Origin of the sequence: Pantanalinema rosaneae CENA516, assembly GCF_050753385.1 — a bacterium.
Classification (GTDB): domain Bacteria; phylum Cyanobacteriota; class Cyanobacteriia; order Leptolyngbyales; family Leptolyngbyaceae; genus Pantanalinema; species Pantanalinema rosaneae.
The window spans coordinates 60,375-77,497 of sequence record NZ_JBLZFZ010000023.1; the positions used below are offsets into that span (position 1 = coordinate 60,375).

The following is a 17,123-nucleotide window of genomic DNA, read 5'->3' on the forward strand; positions in this document are numbered from 1 at the left end:
ACAACCAAACTTAAAGATTCAGTTGAGAGAGTGCCATTGAGAGCCGGAGGGCTGAGTTCAGAAGCTGGGATCTCTGTTCCAGACGTAGTTGTTTCTACGGGGTGAGCCTGGGTCACTACTGTAGAGTGTAATGGTTCGCTGAGGGACTGCCGCATTGCGAGATCCTCCTGATTCGGACGCTCAAACTAGGGAGAAGGTGTTGCCGTTGGTGTCGGTGTTGCTGCTGGATCGGTAGGTTGAGTGGCATCGGGGGTGGGGGATACCGGAGTCGTCGTTGGGCCACAGGCACCGATTAAGAGGGCAACCCCAAGCACTGCGAATAAAGTAACTAAACTACGATTCATGGTTGATACATCCTCCAATGGATAATAATTTACGTGGGACGTTAAAGTCCTTCTGGTAAACGACGGCTCCTCCGTCTGCTGCTGGATTGGGGTCTCCATAACGCAGTGATCCCGCCTAAGAAATATAGGACTTGATCAGCCGCCCGATCGAGCCCTGTTTCAGAGCGACGACTGCGGAGGCTGCGTAAACCATGCAAATCAAGGAAACTAAATCCGACTTTAGAGAAGAAAGGCAAGACACAGAATAGTAGGGTATCGATATCTTGATTAACCCAACCAAAGCCAGACGGTCCAATAATCCAGGAGATCGGATAGCCAATCCAAAGCACAGTAAAGTAAATCGTTAATTTATCGTGCAAGTCGGCAAGTTCTCTCCCCTGGCTCTGGGATTTCGATCGCAGCGGGCCCCAAATGCCCCATAGGACAACCAGAAATGCCACTACGCCGCAGATATACCACAGGTAACGCACCCAATCTCGTTCAGAGAGGTCTGCAATTAACCCAGTGGCAATTACCACAACCTGTGTACTGATTAAAAAGCCAATTAATGTCCAGTCTTTTTTGATGAATTGCATGGCTGTCCAGGACAGTGCCAGCAACAACAGAGGGGTTGTCACAATCCAATCAACATACCGGGCATAATGGGCGATTTGTCCTGCCGCTTCAACTTTACCCTGGTCGATCGCCATTGCCATATAGGCTAAGCCCGACCAGATGGGAATAAATATGGCGACCAAGTACTCGTACTGTGGCACACCTTTGGGATCGCGGCTCAGCACCCAAAAATGCAATGCCCCGATCGCCATTCCTGCCACATATACCCAATGCAGAACCGCCTGCCAATCCATAGCAGACCTCCAACTATTCAGGTTTCTTCTCTACGCTGATGGATAAATGTGACAGGAAAATGACAAGTGTTTGAGTCGTCGTCACCTTTCTGTCACATTTATTGCTAAGGCTAGGAAGTAAGCGAATTGGGTTCATTCACCGTTTTAATATTTATGCTAAAGAACAAAATTCGCCGTAGACTTTGGCAGTGGTTCAGGACATCCTTGCTCACATTTATCGTTATTATTTCAGTCACTCTATTATTAGTTTTGTTTCTGCTGATCTTTCAAGTTCCTTCGTTTGAAATTGGCGGGGCAGGAATCTGGTTGATTCGCTGGTACAATCCTCCCCGTGTGCCGTTTTCAATTGCGTGGAATTTGCTGCCTTTATTGGCGATCGCGGCGATCAGTGGCTTGATTCGGGTTCTGCTCAGCGTTAAGCCGTTCTTGAGTCAAGACAAATCATGAGACTGGGACAGTGGTTAGGATTACTGGCGATCGTGGCAGCCGTTTATGTGATCTGGCAAATTCGGCAACTGATGCTCCTGATCTTTACGGCGATCGTGCTGGCTACGGCGATTAACCAATTAGTGCGGCTGTTGCAAAACACCGGCATGAAGCGAACTCCAGCGGCTCTCCTCAGTGTTGGCATTGTGCTGTCGCTGCTCTTGAGTGTGATTTGGTTGATTGTGCCCCCCTTTATTGCCCAGTTTCAAGATTTGATTGCCCTATTTCCGATCGGCTTAGAACGGATTGAACAGGGGATTAACTGGTTACGGGAGCGATCGGGCGAATGGCTACCGGAATTTCCGGGGATTGATGTGCTACTGCAACAATTACAGGTTCAACGAATGAATCTGTTGCAACGCGCCTTTGCCTTTTTCTCCAATTCCATTAGCGCTGTCTTAGAACTGCTGCTGGTATTGGTTCTAACATTAATGCTACTGATTAATCCCAAACCCTATCGGCAAACCTTTGTCCGCTGCTTTCCGGGCTTCTATCGCCGTCGTGCCAATCAAATTCTATCCCGTTGTGCTGAAGGACTGGGAAATTGGACGATCGGGGCGTTAATTGAAATGGTATTTATTGGTGCTTTGAGCGGCATTGGACTCTGGATCTTACAAGTGCCCCTGGTGCTTGCCCATGCGGTGCTGGCAGGCTTACTCAACTTCATTCCCAATATTGGACCAACCCTGAGTGTGGTCATACCCATGTCGATCGCCCTGTTGGATGCCCCCTGGAAAGCGATCGCGGTATTAATTCTCTACATTGCCATCCAAAATGTTGAAAGTTACTGGTTAACTCCTACCATCATGGCGAAGCAAGTCGCGTTGTTGCCAGCGATTACCCTGGTTTCCCAGATCTTTTTCGCCAGCTTCTTCGGGCCCCTGGGGTTAGTCATGGCAATTCCCTTGACTGTGGTTGTGAAAACCTGGATTACAGAATCAGTGTTCAAAGATATTCTTGACCAGTGGCGACAAACACCGCCTTGGAGAACCAGAAAACCACGTATCATAACCATCAGCAGGTCAAAATAGGCGCTTTTTATGGTGTTGCTCCTTCAGGTGATCATTTGTGTCGGGTTAGTCATCGTCATTGGAGCGCGACTGTCTCAAAGTGCTGATGTCCTGGCAGAAAAGACCGGATTAGGGCGTAACTGGGTCGGAGCGATTTTGTTAGCAGGCGCAACCTCCTTACCCGAATTAGCCACTGGAATCAGTGCCGTTGCCGTGTTTAACGCGCCTGATTTAGCGGTAGGAGGCGTGTTAGGGAGTTGCTTATTTAACCTGTTACTCCTGGCGATTTTAGATATTTTCACTGGCCCAGAACCGCTACTTTACCGAGCGGAGACGAGTCACGGATTGGCGGCAGGGTTAGGCTGTGTCATGCTGGGTGTTGCCGCCAGTGGCATGTTGTTGGCTCAGGCAAATACGCCGTTAACGATCGCCTGGTTTGGCTTACCCAGTCTCGTGCTGTTAGGTCTTTACCTCGTTAGTGCCCGCTTAATCGCCAAATTTGAACTCCGACGGCGACGAGAGGTATTGCAACAGGAAGCCGAAGTGTTTCAATACAACCACATCAAACCGAAACGGGCGTATTTGACCTTTGCTATGTTGTCTGCCGCGATCGTGGGGTTGGGAATCTGGCTGGCATCGTTGGGGGAACAGGTGGCGATCGTCACGGGGTTAGGACAAAGTTTTGTTGGAGCCTTGCTTCTGGCAGCCGCGACCTCATTACCGGAATTAGTTGCCTCTATAGCTGCCATCCGGTTGAATGCTGTGGATTTGGCTGTTTCTAATCTGTTTGGCTCCAATCTATTTAACCTGGCAATTCTCGCCATTTATGATCTGACCTATTTGCAAGGTAATCTACTCAGTCACATCAATCATTCGGTGCATGTGATGACGGCGATCGTTGCCATGATGATGACGGCAATCGCCTTAGTGGGTCTAATCTACCGGGCTGTTCAGCGATCGCGGCTCTATCTCACCTGGGATGGTGTCGGCTTAATTACGCTTTACCTGGGTGGCATGTATATGATTTACCGGGGCTAATCGCTGGGGCTGAGTGACAGTTCTGATCAATCTAGCTTGGTGCGATCGCCCCCCATCCCCAGAGCTACAATCACCATAGGAAATTAACTGCTGCCAGAGTTTAGCCGCTTAAGGGAGTCGCCTGTGCTAAGCAATATTCGGGATCGCTTTAGAGCGTTTAGAAAACAGGGCAAAGATCTGCTTCAGTCCCAGCAACTCCAGGCTGAACTGTTGGCAGAATCAACGGCGGATTCATCTTATTTGATTTTGATTATTAGTTCCTGTGCGATCGCGACCTTCGGGCTATTAGCCAATAGTACCGCCGTGATTATTGGAGCAATGGTGATTGCGCCCTTAATGTTGCCGATTCGCGGACTGGCTTTTGGTGCCCTGGAAGGGAATGTGTTGCTATTTCGCCGTGGTTTAGTGGCTGTCACATTGGGGACTGGGTTGGCAGTGGGGCTTGCCTGGATGCTGGGGACACTGGTCGGCATTACTAGCTTTGGTAGTGAAGTATTGGCACGATCGGAACCCACATTGCTCGATTTAGGTGTTGCTATTGCGGCGGGTGGCATTAGTGGCTATGCCAAAGTCCAACCCAAGATTTCCGGGAGTCTGGCTGGAACGGCGATCGCCGTAGCGCTGATGCCGCCGATTTGCGTGATTGGCTTGGGGTTATCGCAAAGCAATTGGCAACTCAGCCAGGGCGCTACGTTACTGTATCTGACCAATCTGCTGGGCATTACTCTCTCCTGTATGCTGACCTTTTTGATTACAGGGTATGCCTCTTTCCGCCATGCCCGCAAAGTCCTCGCCTGGATTTTCACCTTTACGGCAATTCTCCTGATTCCGTTAGGCATTAGCTTTGCCCGGTTGGTCAGACAGGCGCAACTGGCAACCAACCTGCGGCAAGCCCTGTTAAGCCGCACGATTACGTTCCAACGGTTAGACCTGATCAGTAGTAGCACGAACTGGTTAGCTAATCCCCCAGAGGTACGGTTAAATGTCCGGGCGAAGGAACCGATTACTCCTAAACAAGTGCTGCTGCTAGAACAATTCCTGCAACGGGAAATGGGTCAGCCTTTTACTCTAGTGTTCGTGGTCGGTCAGGTCGAGGAAATTCGGCGGGAAGAGGCTAACCTCGATTGAGGGATCGATCGACACCAGCAACAATCTCCCTTCAACCTATATTGCTACCTGATTGGGGTTAATTCACTGCCCTAAGCCTGATATATGCTGGGTTCGATATGCCCTAAGATAATCTCAATCAAGTCCTGATCCATTGTTTCAATTGCCCTAGCCAGTGAACCGTCCCAGTCCAACGACTCTCGACCCTTCCAGTGCTACGCAGTTCAAGCAGACTGGATGATCAGGTGGGTAAGGAGATCGAATTGACAGCTCACGCATTTTGGTTCTATAGCATCGCTTTATTTGGCATCATCCTGATTCGGTATTTTCTAGTTGCTGGAGGCGTATATTGGTTCTTTTATTCTCCTTTTAATTCAGCCTTAGAGCATCACTCCTTGCCAAATCGCCTACCCTCCTGGCGATCGATCCAGCATGATATTCAACTCTCCATCCTCGCATCGGCAGTATTTGCCCTCGCCGCCGCCTTCATCCTATCGGCATATCGTTTGGGTATCACCCGGCTATATAGCGACTTCCAGCAGTATGGACTGTGGTATTTAGGCGTGAGTTACCTGCTGATCTTAGTGCTTCAGGATGCCTACTTCTATTTCACCCATCGGCTATTTCACCACCCGCTCCTATTTTCCTGGTGGCATCAGGGGCATCATCGATCGCGCTATCCTACTCCGTGGACTTCCTTTGCCTTCGATCCCCTAGAAGCGATCGTGCATTCCCTATTCCTGGTGGGCATTGTGTTCGTTGTCCCCCTGCATTTCATCACCCTGATTGCCGTCATGACCACGATGACCATTTGGGCAGTTTTAAACCATTTGGGAATCGATCGCTTGCCTGCGAGTTTCCCGCACCATTGGTTAGGTCGCTGGTTTATTGGGCCTGCCCATCATTCCGTCCACCACCTCAAGTACACCGTTCACTATGGGTTGTACTTTACCTTCTGGGATAAATGGCTGGGGACGCAAGATGCCAACTATGAACAACGGCTGGCGCAACGGTAAGGCATGGCTGATCTTCAACCATTACATCATCAGCTTAAAGCAGCACACCGCCAATCCCACCATGAGGCAGAGATGGGGCAGGTTACTCAGCCAGGAACGTTGAGTAATCCGCAGTAACGGATAGGGACTAAAGACCAGCGCCGAGAGGAGCGTCACCCCCTGAAGAAATTGCGCCACATCGATACTCCAGGTCAGCGTCGGGATACCGACATCGCTATACCCCACGGTTCGCGCGAACACCACCAACACCTGACCCGCTTCCGTGATCGCCGCCGGAATGTAGTGTGCCAGATTCGCCGCCAGGGTAAACGGCAGATAGGCATAGATCACCGTCAGATAGTCGGGTTGCTCTGGATCAAGCCAACGAGCGATCGCATGAGTCATATAAATGACCCCAGCCGGGAGACTCAGGAGTGCCAGGGCGATCGGGAGGCTGGTCAGTAAATGGTCGGCATCAACGGGAATAGTATCCAACCCCAACCATGCCAGAATCGTGTGGGCATGATGCATAAACACGCCCCCAAACAACAGCAGCAACAGTGCCACTTCTGCCCAGAATCCCTGGTGATGATCCAACAGATCGGAAGCAGGGAAGCGCAAATTTAACTGTGCCGATCGATTAGGGCAGGTTTTCAAACAGGTCATACACAACATACAATCCCGGTTGTCCTGCAACTGCGCCGGATGGACATACAGGGGACAGCCGCCGCTTGCCTGTCCTTCATTCGGCAGGGCATCGGCAAAAGTGACCGGGGTCGCCTCACTGCCTTTGTAACACCCAAACGTCTGACACTGGCTACCACAAACCTGCTGGGTCGATCGCAGTTCCACCATCGCCAGTTTGGCAAACATGCCACTCATACCCCCGATCGGACACAAATAGCGACACCATAACCGCCGCTCATAAATCAGACTAAATATCACTGCGCCCGCCGCGATCGTTACCAGTAACCAGGCTGATAAGTAAGCATGATGCGGCAGATCCCAGAGTTGCTCCCATAGATAAATTGCCACAAAGCCAGCGAACAAAATCCAGGCTCCCCAGCGATTTAACCATTGCGTATTCCAGGTGAGTTGTTGGCGGGGAAACAACCAGAGCGACAGTCGCCGTAGCCATTCCCCAGTAATCATAAATGGACAAACCGCACACCAAAACCGACCGACAAAGGCAAATAGGAAGAGATACCCCGGCCACCACCATGACCAGAATAGATTCAGCGTCACGCTACTCTCCCGCGATTGCGGCCCCACAAACCCCAGGACAGTCACCGGCACAAAGATTGCCATCATCACCATCCAAATGCCACCGGGATACCAGCGACTCAGCAATACCCGCCGCAACCAGGGCACATGGGTCAACAGATCCAACCGAAAGGCATTTTTGGTGGATTGTACCGACCACAAAACTTGTTCTGGGATAATCGTGTGCCCTGGTGGAGTCATGATCACGGCTCGGTGCAAAATTTCTGCCAGTTCCGCCAGGTTGCCGGGATAGTCGTAGCTCAGGAGCCGACGCAGATCGGATTGATCCAATTGCAACACCGGACGATTTTGGGCATGACAAAACTGGGTTAAGAAGTAGTGGGCAAAGTCTGGGATATCCGCCTTGCGTTGGGTGAGGGGAAATAGCTTAATCGTGGTGGCGTTCGTTTCCGGTAGCGTCAATTTATGGGGCGATGCCAGAATCAACCGTACCCAGGATGCGATCGGCTGAGGATGAGCAGTGGCTAGATCCGTGGGGCTGGTCATGCCGTGGTTCGGCAGCATTAATCCCGTTTTCAGGTAGTGCGTTAACCGAGTCAGATCGCTCTGACTCAAAACCTGCACATTATCCAGAAGAAGCGTCCCACGCTCCAAGAGTTCCAAAATTCCCGATCGCTGCCCCACGCGACCAAACAACGCATCGGTATTCAGCCGCCCATCTGGACTGCGGGGGAGATCGGCACAATCCAATTCGGCAAAGGGTTGGGATGCCAGACTCGATCGCGCATGGATCAGTCCGGCTAGAAAGGTTTTACCTGTCCCCGCCTGTGCCTGCAAGACTACCGGATTGAGATCAGCCGCCACCTGCTCAATCTGCTCTGTGAGTTTTTGCGCCGCTTTACTACTGCCCAACACACGGGTGGTGTCAGGGATAGGTTGAATATAGGACTGTAATCCTTGAATCCGCACTTGCTCCCAGGCAATCCGAGCGGCATACTCCTGTAAATCCTCAGACAGAAGCGACTGAATCACCTGTTGAATGGCGGGATAAGTGGCAGTTAAGGCTTGAAACGTCGCCTGTGGCAAAAACCAGATCTCGCCCGGAGTCAATGCGATCGCACTGGTTTGATAGGTGCCTTCAGCCGGATTCGCTACCAACATGTAGCCAAACAGATCTCCCGCATGGCGCACACAAATCAGCATTTGACCAATCCGCGATCGCTGAAAGATCTCGATGGTGCCTGCCGTCAGCAAGTACAGCCCACTGGGAGTTTGTCCTTCCTGGTAAATCGGGGTGTGTGGCTCGACTCGAAATCGATAGAGTGATTCCGCGATCGCGTGCAATGCCTCGCTGGGAAGTTGTCCCCAAACTCGGTGAAACCTTAACCAGGTTCTACACTCATCCACAACGTTATCCGCCCCCAGTCCCGCACTAGCGACATCTGTGATCAGCGGCAATGGCTGGTCTGCAACAGTCGTGGGGGAGTAAGTGGGTAGAGCTGCTGTAGGGGACGTTCCAAAATTCATAGCACCAGTTACCGCTACGGCGTAATGATCGGACGGTTGCCCTAATTATCGCACCCTCCCCTTAGCACTGGCTTTGACTGGGTTGACTGTAGTTAAACTACAACACTTGATGAAAAATAGTTAAATAACTTCTTGGTTATCTAATTATATTTTATAATTTTTCCAGAGCTTATTATTGATAAGCTTGATCACCCTGTTAGCTGTACGGCTGAGCCGCTTGGCATCTCTCTTCCTATCAGCAGTATGGCTAACAGGTGGTACGGGTCGATCGCCGGAATTTTGCGATCGGGCAATCGACCGTTGGTTTGTCAGACCATCATCACCCATCATCGCTTCACCTGACAAACCCTGATTATTCTCCTCATTTAAGGAGGCATTATTATGACCATTGCAATTAAGCAACGTCCATCTCTTGATCTAGGCATCTGGGAACGATTCTGTACCTGGATTAGCAGTACCGAAAATCGCCTGTATATCGGTTGGTTTGGTGTCCTGATGATTCCCACCCTCCTGGTTGCCGCTATCGTCTTCATCCTGGCGTTTATTGCCGCTCCCGCCGTTGATATGGAAGGGATTCGGGAACCTGTATTGGGTTCGCTGTTAGATGGCAATAGCGTCATCACAGCCGCCGTCATTCCCACATCAGCCGCGATCGGGCTACACTTCTATCCCCTATGGGCAGCGGCATCTGTAGATGAGTGGCTCTATAACGGGGGGCCCTACCAACTGATTGTGCTGCACTTTTTGATTGGGATCTTTGCCTACCTGGGGCGACAGTGGGAACTGAGCTATCGCCTGGGCATGCGCCCCTGGATTGCGGTGGCGTTTTCGGCTCCGGTGGCGGCAGCTACAGCCGTGTTGCTAGTCTATCCGATCGGGCAAGGCAGTTTCTCAGAAGGCCTGCCTCTGGGCATTACAGGCACATTTCACTTCATGTTTGCCTTTCAAGCCGATCACAATATCATGATGCATCCGCTCCACATGATCGGAGTGGCAGGGGTATTTGGCGGTGCCTTATTGAGTGCTACCCACGGTTCCCTGGTGACTGCCAGCCTGATTCGGGAAACCTCTGACCTGGAATCCGCCAATGTCGGCTACCAGTTTGGACAGCAGGAAACGACCTATAACCTGATGGCAGGTCATGCAGGCTATTTAGGACGGTTACTGATTCCCTCTCTGGCATTCCGTAACAGCCGCACTGTCCACTTTTTGCTGGTGGCGCTGCCCACGATCGGGATCTGGTCGGCAGCGTTAGGAGTCGGTGTGATGGCATTTAACCTGAATGGGTTTAACTTCAATCAATCGATTCTAGACAGTCAGGGTCAGGTGATTCCTACCAATGCCGATCTCCTGAATCGGGCGACATTAGGCATTCAGGTGATGCATGCTCCCAATACGCACCACTTCCCAGAGGCGTTAGCTAGTGGGGAAGCAATTCCTGTCAGCATTGTAGCTCCAGCGATCGCAGTTGCCAGTTAGACCGATCTGAGGAGTCAGCCAAACTCACGCTTATTTCCTGATAGCCACAACAGACTGGATTTCTGACTGAGAGAAATCTGGTCTGTTAAAGATGTTTACTCGGCGATCGTTCTATGCCAAATTAGCAAGAATAGCAGTAGACATCTATTCCGAGTGCTTACCCTATGGCGATTGAAGAAGAACATCAGGACGTATTGCAAAATCTAGAGTTTGCCATCATCAACCTCTATCGGCAAACCCCTGACCTGATCGATGCCGAAGTGTTGACCGCGATCGAGGCGCTGATTCGTACCTATAGTGCAGAAGCCCAGGGGAAATCTGTGAGCAATCGACCCATTCGCGGACTGAGCCAAACCGTTGCAGAGGCAGTCAAACAGATGTGTGAGTTTCGCTTGGGGCGGTCGCATCCGGTTGACGCAGAAAGTGACTTAGGGGAGCTACCTCCACCCATTTCGGTAGATATCCTGGTCGCCTGCCTCAAACGCATTCAGTCTTCCATCAAGTTTTGGAGTAAACGCGAGGGGCGGCAGGGTTATTTGAACTATGTCCAGCAATTCATTAAATGATGAACAGGTTTAGAAATGCAAATCCATCAGAAAGTCAGGTACTTGCAACACCTGGAAGTAAACTAAAACTACAATCGTAATTGTATAGAGGGTAGAACCACCAAACCCAATCAAAATATCTTGTTTTAGATTTCGCTTTTCTTCAGTGAAGAACATATCCATCGCGCCAAACTGCATCATCAGAATGCCCAGTACATTGGATAGCCAATACCCGACGATCGTTCCTGGCAAAAACCAGTCAGGGTTGATCCAGCCCACTGCATAGCCAAACACCAGGGCGATCGGCAGATTAAAAAAGAGATCATTCCACCAGGACAGCGGCGATAGCATATAGCCAATCCCCACTATTGCCCCACCCCGTAGTTTTTTTAGCCAGTTTACCATCGCGATCGCAGAATAGTTACATTCAGTTAAGTAATTATCATTAAGTATGGCAGATAGCGGGGATAGAGGGATAGAGATGAATAATCGACAGGGGGATCAGGATGTCTGATTGTGGCTGTGAGATCAAAGCCAAGAATGCGGCGGAGCGTAGAACCTTACTCTGGTTGCTGGCGATCAACGGCATCATGTTTGCTGTTGAACTGATCGCGGGATTACTGGCAAACTCGACCGCCCTGCTGGCAGACTCCCTCGATATGCTGGCAGATGCTACAGTCTACGGCATTTCCTTAGCGGCAGTGGGTGGCTCAAAGCAGGGCAAAATTCGGGCCGCACTGATCAGCGGCAGCTTTCAAATCACTCTAGCGGGGTTAGTCCTGGTGGATGGGATCCGGCGATTTATTTTGGGTAGCGAGCCAGAGTCAGGGTGGATGATCGGGATTGGGGCGATCGCGCTCCTGGCAAATGTCGTCTGTCTGTTGCTGATCGCCAAACATCGTCAGGGTGAGGTTCACATGCGGGCAAGCTGGATCTTCTCCAGAAACGATGTGATCGCTAACCTGGGAGTTATTTGTGCCGGGGGCTTGGTGCAGCTATTTAACTCCCGCCTTCCTGACCTAATCATGGGGTTGCTGATTACCGGATTAGTGCTGCGAGGTGGGATTGAAATTATCCGAGATGCCCGGAAGGAGCCACTTGAGTCACATTAGGCGGTTCTGATCGATCGCGATCGGGTTGATGGCGAACTTGATCACCGTAGTACATCAGCGGAATCACCACCAGGGTAAGAATTGAAGAGGTTAACATCCCACCTAACAGCGCCCATGCCAACCCTGACCACACTGGATCATTCAGAATCGACAGCGTCCCTAACATGGTCGTCACACTGGTGAGCAAAATCGGACGAAAGCGCACCGCTCCCGCTTCTAGAATCGAGGCTTTTAAGCCAGCACCTTCCTTCAGTTTATCCCCAACAAATTCCAGTAACACGATCGCGTTACGCACCACAATCCCGGCTAGCGCAATCACCCCAATCATGGCTGTGGCACTGAAGTAGACCCCATTCACCGCAAAGGCAAGCAGAATCCCAATCAATGCCAGGGGAATACTACCCAGAATAATCAACGGTACTTTGAAACTGCGGAACTGCCCCACCAGAATCAGGTAAATCAGCAGCACTGCCACTAACATCGCCAAACCCAGATCCCGGAACACATCCAGGGTTAATTTCCACTCTCCATCCCATTGAATCCAGTACCCCTTAGGCAGAGGATGCTGGAAGAAATAAATCAATTGATCAATCACCGCATACACCGAGGAGCGATCGCCCATTTCTCCCATGACATAGGTGACAGGACGTTGATCTTTATGCAGAATTGGTTGATCAACGGTCGTTGGCTGGAATGTCACTAATTCGGTTAACGGCACCAGGGTTCCTTTTGCCGTCGGCAGTTGAATTCGAGCTAAATCATCAATACTCTGACGGTTGGCATCGGCAAAACGGATTTGAATTGCCACAGGAGCCAGTTCCCCCGGTACTTGTAACGTGGAAACCTGAGCACCCGCGATCGCCATGTTCAACGTCTGGGCAATGTCTTGCGTTGTCAGTCCCGCCTGGTTCACTTTATCGCGATCGACCATCAACCGCATCTGAGGCATTTGGTTTTTCACCGAATCGTCAATATCAACCACTTCGGAGGTATTGCCAAACACCTGCCGTACCTGTTTAGCAATCTGCCGCAACTGGTTGTAATCCGCTCCATACACCTCTGCTAGCATGGTCGAACGTACTGGTGGACCCGGGGGATCTTCTACCAACTTAACGATCGCATTATGTTGCTGGGCAATCTCTGTGAGTTGAGGACGCAACCGAAGAACAATGCCTTCCGACTGCACTGAACGGGCATCTTTGTTGGTTAAATGCACTCGAATATCCGCGAAATGTTCCCCAATTCGATCGGTCGCTCCCCGCAACATGCCATTAAAATCGATCGGGGCACCTAACCCCACATAGGTTTCAAAATTTGTCACCTCTGGATCTTGCCGTAATACCGCTTCCAGATCGCGAATCATGCGATCGGTGGTCGCCAATTCTGTTCCCAGGGGCACATCTAATTGCACCAGGAAAGTATCCTTATTGGCTTTCGGCAACATGCGAAACTTAACAGCTTGGGTCAGGGGCAGCAGGAAGGATGCCAGTAACAATCCCGTGATGCCGAACAACACAAACCGCCGCCGACTGGCAGAATCCAACAGAGGAGCCATGAGGCGATGATACCAGTGATAAATGCGGGTGGTTTCGATCGCGGGTACGCCCGTTTCACCATTAGCAGCATGAGATTTGGGATTAATCTTGATCAATCGCAGGGCTAAAAAAGGAGTAACGGTCAGGGCTAAGGTGGTGCTGACAATCATCGCCACAGGAACATTAAAAGGAATTGGCCCCATATAAGGCCCCATCATACCCGTGACAAACGCCATCGGAATGAACGCCAGAATCACGGTAATGGTAGAAAGAATGACCGGAGTGCCCAGTTCATTCACTGCCGCGATCGCGGCCTGGGTTTTCTCCTGCCAGTTCATTCCCGGCTTTTCCTCAAAGTAACGGTGGATATTTTCGGTGACCGCGATTGCATCATCCACTAAGGTTCCCAGTGCCAGAATCAAGGCAAACAGAGTAATTCGGTTAATCGTCTGTCCAGAAATCCAGCCTACCGCTAATGTCCCTGCCAGAGTCAAAGGAATCACAAACGCCACAATCATAGACTCACGCCAGCCCAAAAAAATCACCAGTAATCCTACAACGGTAGCAATAGCAATGCCTAAACTTTGATACAAATCGCCCACCGCTCTCGCTGCTGTCTGCCCATCATTCCGAGTCACTGCAATCGTTACGCCAGGAGGCAATTGTGGCTTCAGTGCTTCCACCCGCTGAAAAATCTGTTGCGCCACGGTAACGGCATTTGTCCCTTTTTGTTTGGCAATCCCGATCGTAATCGCCGGTTGCTCAACAAAGTCCCCAGTTGGACGGGCTTTCGAGTCGGGATAGGGGTTACTGACATCCCAATCCTGGCGATACTGAATCCGGGAGAGCGTAGTGCGATCGGCGAAATCATCTACCACCGTTGCCACATCCCGCAGATAGATCGGCGAAGTTGAACCCTGCCCAAACCCAACCATAATTTCGCCCACATCGGCGGCGGATTGAAACAGATTCCCCCCCTCAATAAACAGCCGATTTGCTCCCACAGAGACATCTCCGGCTGGCAGACGAACATTTTCCCCCTGAAGCCGTTGGGCAATTTGGGCGGGTGATAATTTGTAACTGGCCAGTTTATCCGGATCGAGATCGACTCGAATCGCCCGAGGTTGTCCGCCCGTGATCGTCAGGTTCGCGGTATTGGGAATGCTGCGTAAGTCTTCCAGTAAGCGTTCTCCTACTCGCCGCAGTTGATTATCACTGTAATTCTTACCTGTTACTGTCAGCGTGACGATCGGCACATCGTCGATAATTACAGGTTTGACCAGATAACGGGCACCCGGCGGTAATAAATCCTGGTAGCTATACAGATGATTTTGTAGTTTGAATAAAGAATCTTCCCAATTCTGCCCCACAAAAAACTGTACTGTAATCTTAGCTGCCGAATCTTGCGATGCCGAATAGATATGTTCCACTCCCGGCAACTCCCGTAGCTTTGCCTCGATCGGAGTCGTTAGAGTTTTCTCCACCACTTCAGCCGGGGCACCGGGATAGGGCAGATAGACCTCGGCGGCGGGGACGACAATCTGGGGATTCTCTTCTTTCGGAGTCAGCATCACTGCCCCCAATCCAAAAATCACCAGTGCCGCAATCACTAGAATAGTAAGTTGGGAGTTGATGAAATAGGCAGTAATCCGCCCGATCAGGCTGTAGTCTTGGGAGGAGTCGGTGGAGGAAGACATGGGGAACGAGAAATAGGATTAATTGATCTGAACTGGGACACCGTCTTTTAGGTCTGGAGAGGGTTTTAGTACCAGATGATCGCCATCCGTGAGTCCTGAAAAGACTTCAACCTTAGTACCGTGGACTTTACCTGTGGTAATGGGTTGGAAGGATGCTTGACCATTTGTAACTTTGTAGGCTCCAGTGATGCCGAATTGCTGCACGATCGCGGATTGTGGAATCATTAGCGTTGTGCGATCGCTTGTTCCCAGAGCGGTTACTGACTTGGCTAATTTCAGTCGTCCGAACATGCCTGGAAGCATGTCCGGGGTGCGATTTAAGCCAATTTTGACCGTGAAGTTGCGGCTAGTAGGATCGGCAGAGGGGATGATTTGACTGACAGTACCAGCGATCTCGCGATTTAAGGCATCCAAATGGATCGAAACCGACTCTCCCTGGCGCATTTGGGTAATCAGCGATTCGGGCACCTGGGTACTGAAGCGGAGGCGATCGCTACTTTCCAGTGTCACCAGGGGTTGTCCGGCTCCTGCCATTGCCCCCACTTCGGTATGTTTGCGAGTCACCACCCCATTTAACGGAGCTACGATCGTCCCATAGTGGAGATTGGCTGATGTTTGCGCCACCTGTGCCTGTGCCTGTTTGACCTGCGCCTGTGCCTGATTCATGGTCGCCTGCGATTGGGCAATGCCAGCCTGAATTTGTTGAATGCGAGCCTGAGTCATTTGCACCCGCATATTGGCTTTATCCAGTAATTGCTGGCTCACGGCCCCTTCTCCTTGCAGCATCAACATCCGCTTTTGTTCTAAGCGCGCATCTGCCAGTTCCGCTGCGGTTTCTAACAAGCGGGCACGGGCTTCCTGCATTCGGGCTTGAGCAGTCTGGTAATTGGACTGTGCCATATTCACCCCTGCTAATGCCTGACTCCCCTGCGCTTGAATATCTGCCACATCAATCACCGCAATCGTATCTCCGGCATTGATCCGATCACCCTCCTGTACCGTCAATTGCCGAATATGTCCCATGACTCGGCTACTCAACGTCACGGTTTCCATCGGCTCCACAGTTCCCGTTAGCACCCGATTCGTAGCAATATTGTGTGGACGGGCGATCGCCGTTTTGACTGGGATTGGTGTCGAGCCGGATGGGGCAGCCGATACCAGCTTAACGGACGATAACGGCTCATTTCTCGTTTGACTGAGCCACCAACCGCCACCCGCCGAAAGGAGCATTAACCCCACCATCAACCCAATCGTCCGAAAGAAGCGAAAGCGGGACGGGGACTCGGCTGAAGGATGGGGTAGCTTGTCCATGATCATGATGCCATCTCCTGTTGGTTAAACTGAATTACCACGTTGCAAGGGATACCCCATCTGTTGCCATGCCATTGTGCCACCCTTCAGGTTATAGACTTGGCGATAGCCCTGCGACACTAGCCACTGAGCCGCGATCGCGCTTCGATGGCCGGATAGACAGGTCAGGACGATCGCTCGATCCTTCGGAATAGCTTGCAGAATGCGATTTTGGCTGAATCGGTGTGCGCCTGGGATATGTCCCATCCAATATTCGATCCAGCCCCGCACATCAATGATCATCAATTGATTTTGTCGTGACTTGAGTTGGCTTGGAGTTAACGACACTGGATTTATTGTTGTTTGCTTCATTGATTTCGATTTTGATTTCATTAAATCTGTCCTGAATCGGAGGGTGTTTAGCCAATCAATCTTGCTAGGGAGAGCAGCGGATCATCATTACCGATTACCGATCTCCTTATCACATCAGACCTTACTCATCACTGAAAATGATTTAATAAATGGTCCTGCCATCCGGGGATCTTTGATCATGGCAGTGTAGTCTCCCACCCGAAATTGCAGCTTCCGGCTGACATAGGCCATGCTCAATCCCATCATGTTCAATCCTTTGGTTTTCCATTGTTGCCAGTGGTCGCGATCGGCGCGTAAGTCCCAATTTAAGGGTTGCCCAGTATACGCACCGGCGGACACCACTCGACCGTCTGCCACCGTTAGCACTCCAGTTGGAGTTGGGTCATTTTCAAACCCATAGCCAATCACAGAATTAAAATGAATTTTGGCAAGGGCATCCGCTAGTTCTGGTTCGGCATTCCATTGCTCACCAAACGCTTGCATCCATTCCGGTGAAAATAACTCTGCCATTGCT

16 protein-coding genes are annotated in these 17,123 nt (G+C 50.9%); 8 read left to right on the top strand and 8 right to left on the bottom strand.

Annotated features, from left to right (window positions below; translation table 11 throughout):
- Positions 1-185: 185 nt before the first annotated feature.
- Both ACN4EK_RS15025 and ACN4EK_RS15030 read right to left on the bottom strand, forming a co-directional pair.
- Positions 186-344 carry a hypothetical protein gene (locus ACN4EK_RS15025; RefSeq protein ID WP_431658789.1) on the bottom strand — a complete coding sequence of 53 codons (159 nt, stop codon included), beginning with the start codon at positions 342-344 and terminating at the stop codon, positions 186-188.
- 41 nt (positions 345-385) lie between these two features.
- The gene (locus ACN4EK_RS15030) at positions 386-1,192 is read right to left on the bottom strand and encodes a bacteriorhodopsin (RefSeq protein ID WP_431658790.1); all 807 of its coding nucleotides are present in this window, start codon (positions 1,190-1,192) and stop codon (positions 386-388) included.
- 153 nt (positions 1,193-1,345) lie between these two features.
- Here ACN4EK_RS15030 and ACN4EK_RS15035 point away from each other — a divergent pair, with 153 nt between their 5' ends.
- The 5 genes from ACN4EK_RS15035 to ACN4EK_RS15055 all read left to right on the top strand — a co-directional run bounded on the left by ACN4EK_RS15035 (position 1,346) and on the right by ACN4EK_RS15055 (position 5,849).
- Complete coding sequence (locus tag ACN4EK_RS15035) at positions 1,346-1,639, top strand: hypothetical protein (RefSeq protein ID WP_431658792.1); 294 nt, start codon at positions 1,346-1,348, stop codon at positions 1,637-1,639.
- Positions 1,636-2,709: an AI-2E family transporter gene (locus tag ACN4EK_RS15040; RefSeq protein ID WP_431658794.1), complete on the top strand. Its 1,074-nt coding sequence runs from the start codon at positions 1,636-1,638 to the stop codon at positions 2,707-2,709. The genes ACN4EK_RS15035 and ACN4EK_RS15040 overlap by 4 nt, the downstream gene beginning before the upstream one ends.
- Before the next feature lie 9 nt (positions 2,710-2,718).
- Positions 2,719-3,726, top strand: coding sequence for a sodium:calcium antiporter (locus ACN4EK_RS15045; protein WP_431658795.1), 1,008 nt, complete (start codon positions 2,719-2,721; stop codon positions 3,724-3,726).
- A 123-nt stretch (positions 3,727-3,849) separates the two neighbouring features.
- Complete coding sequence (locus ACN4EK_RS15050) at positions 3,850-4,854, top strand: DUF389 domain-containing protein (RefSeq protein WP_431658796.1); 1,005 nt, start codon at positions 3,850-3,852, stop codon at positions 4,852-4,854.
- A gap of 242 nt (positions 4,855-5,096) precedes the next feature.
- The gene (locus ACN4EK_RS15055; RefSeq protein ID WP_431658797.1) at positions 5,097-5,849 is read left to right on the top strand and encodes a sterol desaturase family protein; all 753 of its coding nucleotides are present in this window, start codon (positions 5,097-5,099) and stop codon (positions 5,847-5,849) included.
- Between the two features lie 21 nt (positions 5,850-5,870).
- Here ACN4EK_RS15055 and ACN4EK_RS15060 read toward each other — a convergent pair whose 3' ends face one another.
- The gene (locus tag ACN4EK_RS15060; RefSeq protein ID WP_431658798.1) at positions 5,871-8,579 is read right to left on the bottom strand and encodes a cyclic nucleotide-binding domain-containing protein; all 2,709 of its coding nucleotides are present in this window, start codon (positions 8,577-8,579) and stop codon (positions 5,871-5,873) included.
- Between the two features lie 381 nt (positions 8,580-8,960).
- Between ACN4EK_RS15060 and psbA the strand changes: the two genes are divergently transcribed.
- Positions 8,961-10,058, top strand: a complete 1,098-nt coding sequence (gene psbA / locus ACN4EK_RS15065) for a photosystem II q(b) protein (RefSeq protein WP_431658799.1) — start codon at positions 8,961-8,963, stop codon at positions 10,056-10,058.
- A gap of 164 nt (positions 10,059-10,222) precedes the next feature.
- Positions 10,223-10,624, top strand: a complete 402-nt coding sequence (locus tag ACN4EK_RS15070; RefSeq protein ID WP_431658800.1) for a hypothetical protein — start codon at positions 10,223-10,225, stop codon at positions 10,622-10,624.
- Positions 10,625-10,633: 9 nt separating this feature from the next.
- Here the strand turns inward: ACN4EK_RS15070 and ACN4EK_RS15075 are convergent, their stop codons facing one another.
- Positions 10,634-11,008 carry a hypothetical protein gene (locus ACN4EK_RS15075; RefSeq protein ID WP_431658801.1) on the bottom strand — a complete coding sequence of 125 codons (375 nt, stop codon included), beginning with the start codon at positions 11,006-11,008 and terminating at the stop codon, positions 10,634-10,636.
- Positions 11,009-11,109: 101 nt separating this feature from the next.
- Between ACN4EK_RS15075 and ACN4EK_RS15080 the strand changes: the two genes are divergently transcribed.
- Positions 11,110-11,715, top strand: a complete 606-nt coding sequence (locus ACN4EK_RS15080; RefSeq protein ID WP_431658803.1) for a cation diffusion facilitator family transporter — start codon at positions 11,110-11,112, stop codon at positions 11,713-11,715.
- Here ACN4EK_RS15080 and ACN4EK_RS15085 read toward each other — a convergent pair.
- From ACN4EK_RS15085 to ACN4EK_RS15100, 4 genes are all read right to left on the bottom strand, one after another.
- Positions 11,675-14,947, bottom strand: coding sequence for an efflux RND transporter permease subunit (locus tag ACN4EK_RS15085; protein ID WP_431658805.1), 3,273 nt, complete (start codon positions 14,945-14,947; stop codon positions 11,675-11,677). The two genes, ACN4EK_RS15080 and ACN4EK_RS15085, sit on opposite strands and share 41 nt — an antisense overlap.
- An 18-nt stretch (positions 14,948-14,965) precedes the next feature.
- A complete protein-coding gene (locus ACN4EK_RS15090; protein WP_431658806.1) occupies positions 14,966-16,264 on the bottom strand; it encodes an efflux RND transporter periplasmic adaptor subunit in 1,299 nt (432 codons plus the stop codon).
- Positions 16,265-16,282: 18 nt separating this feature from the next.
- Positions 16,283-16,585: a rhodanese-like domain-containing protein gene (locus ACN4EK_RS15095; RefSeq protein ID WP_431658807.1), complete on the bottom strand. Its 303-nt coding sequence runs from the start codon at positions 16,583-16,585 to the stop codon at positions 16,283-16,285.
- A gap of 138 nt (positions 16,586-16,723) precedes the next feature.
- Positions 16,724-17,119: a hypothetical protein gene (locus ACN4EK_RS15100; RefSeq protein ID WP_431658808.1), complete on the bottom strand. Its 396-nt coding sequence runs from the start codon at positions 17,117-17,119 to the stop codon at positions 16,724-16,726.
- Between the last annotated feature and the right edge of the window lie 4 nt (positions 17,120-17,123).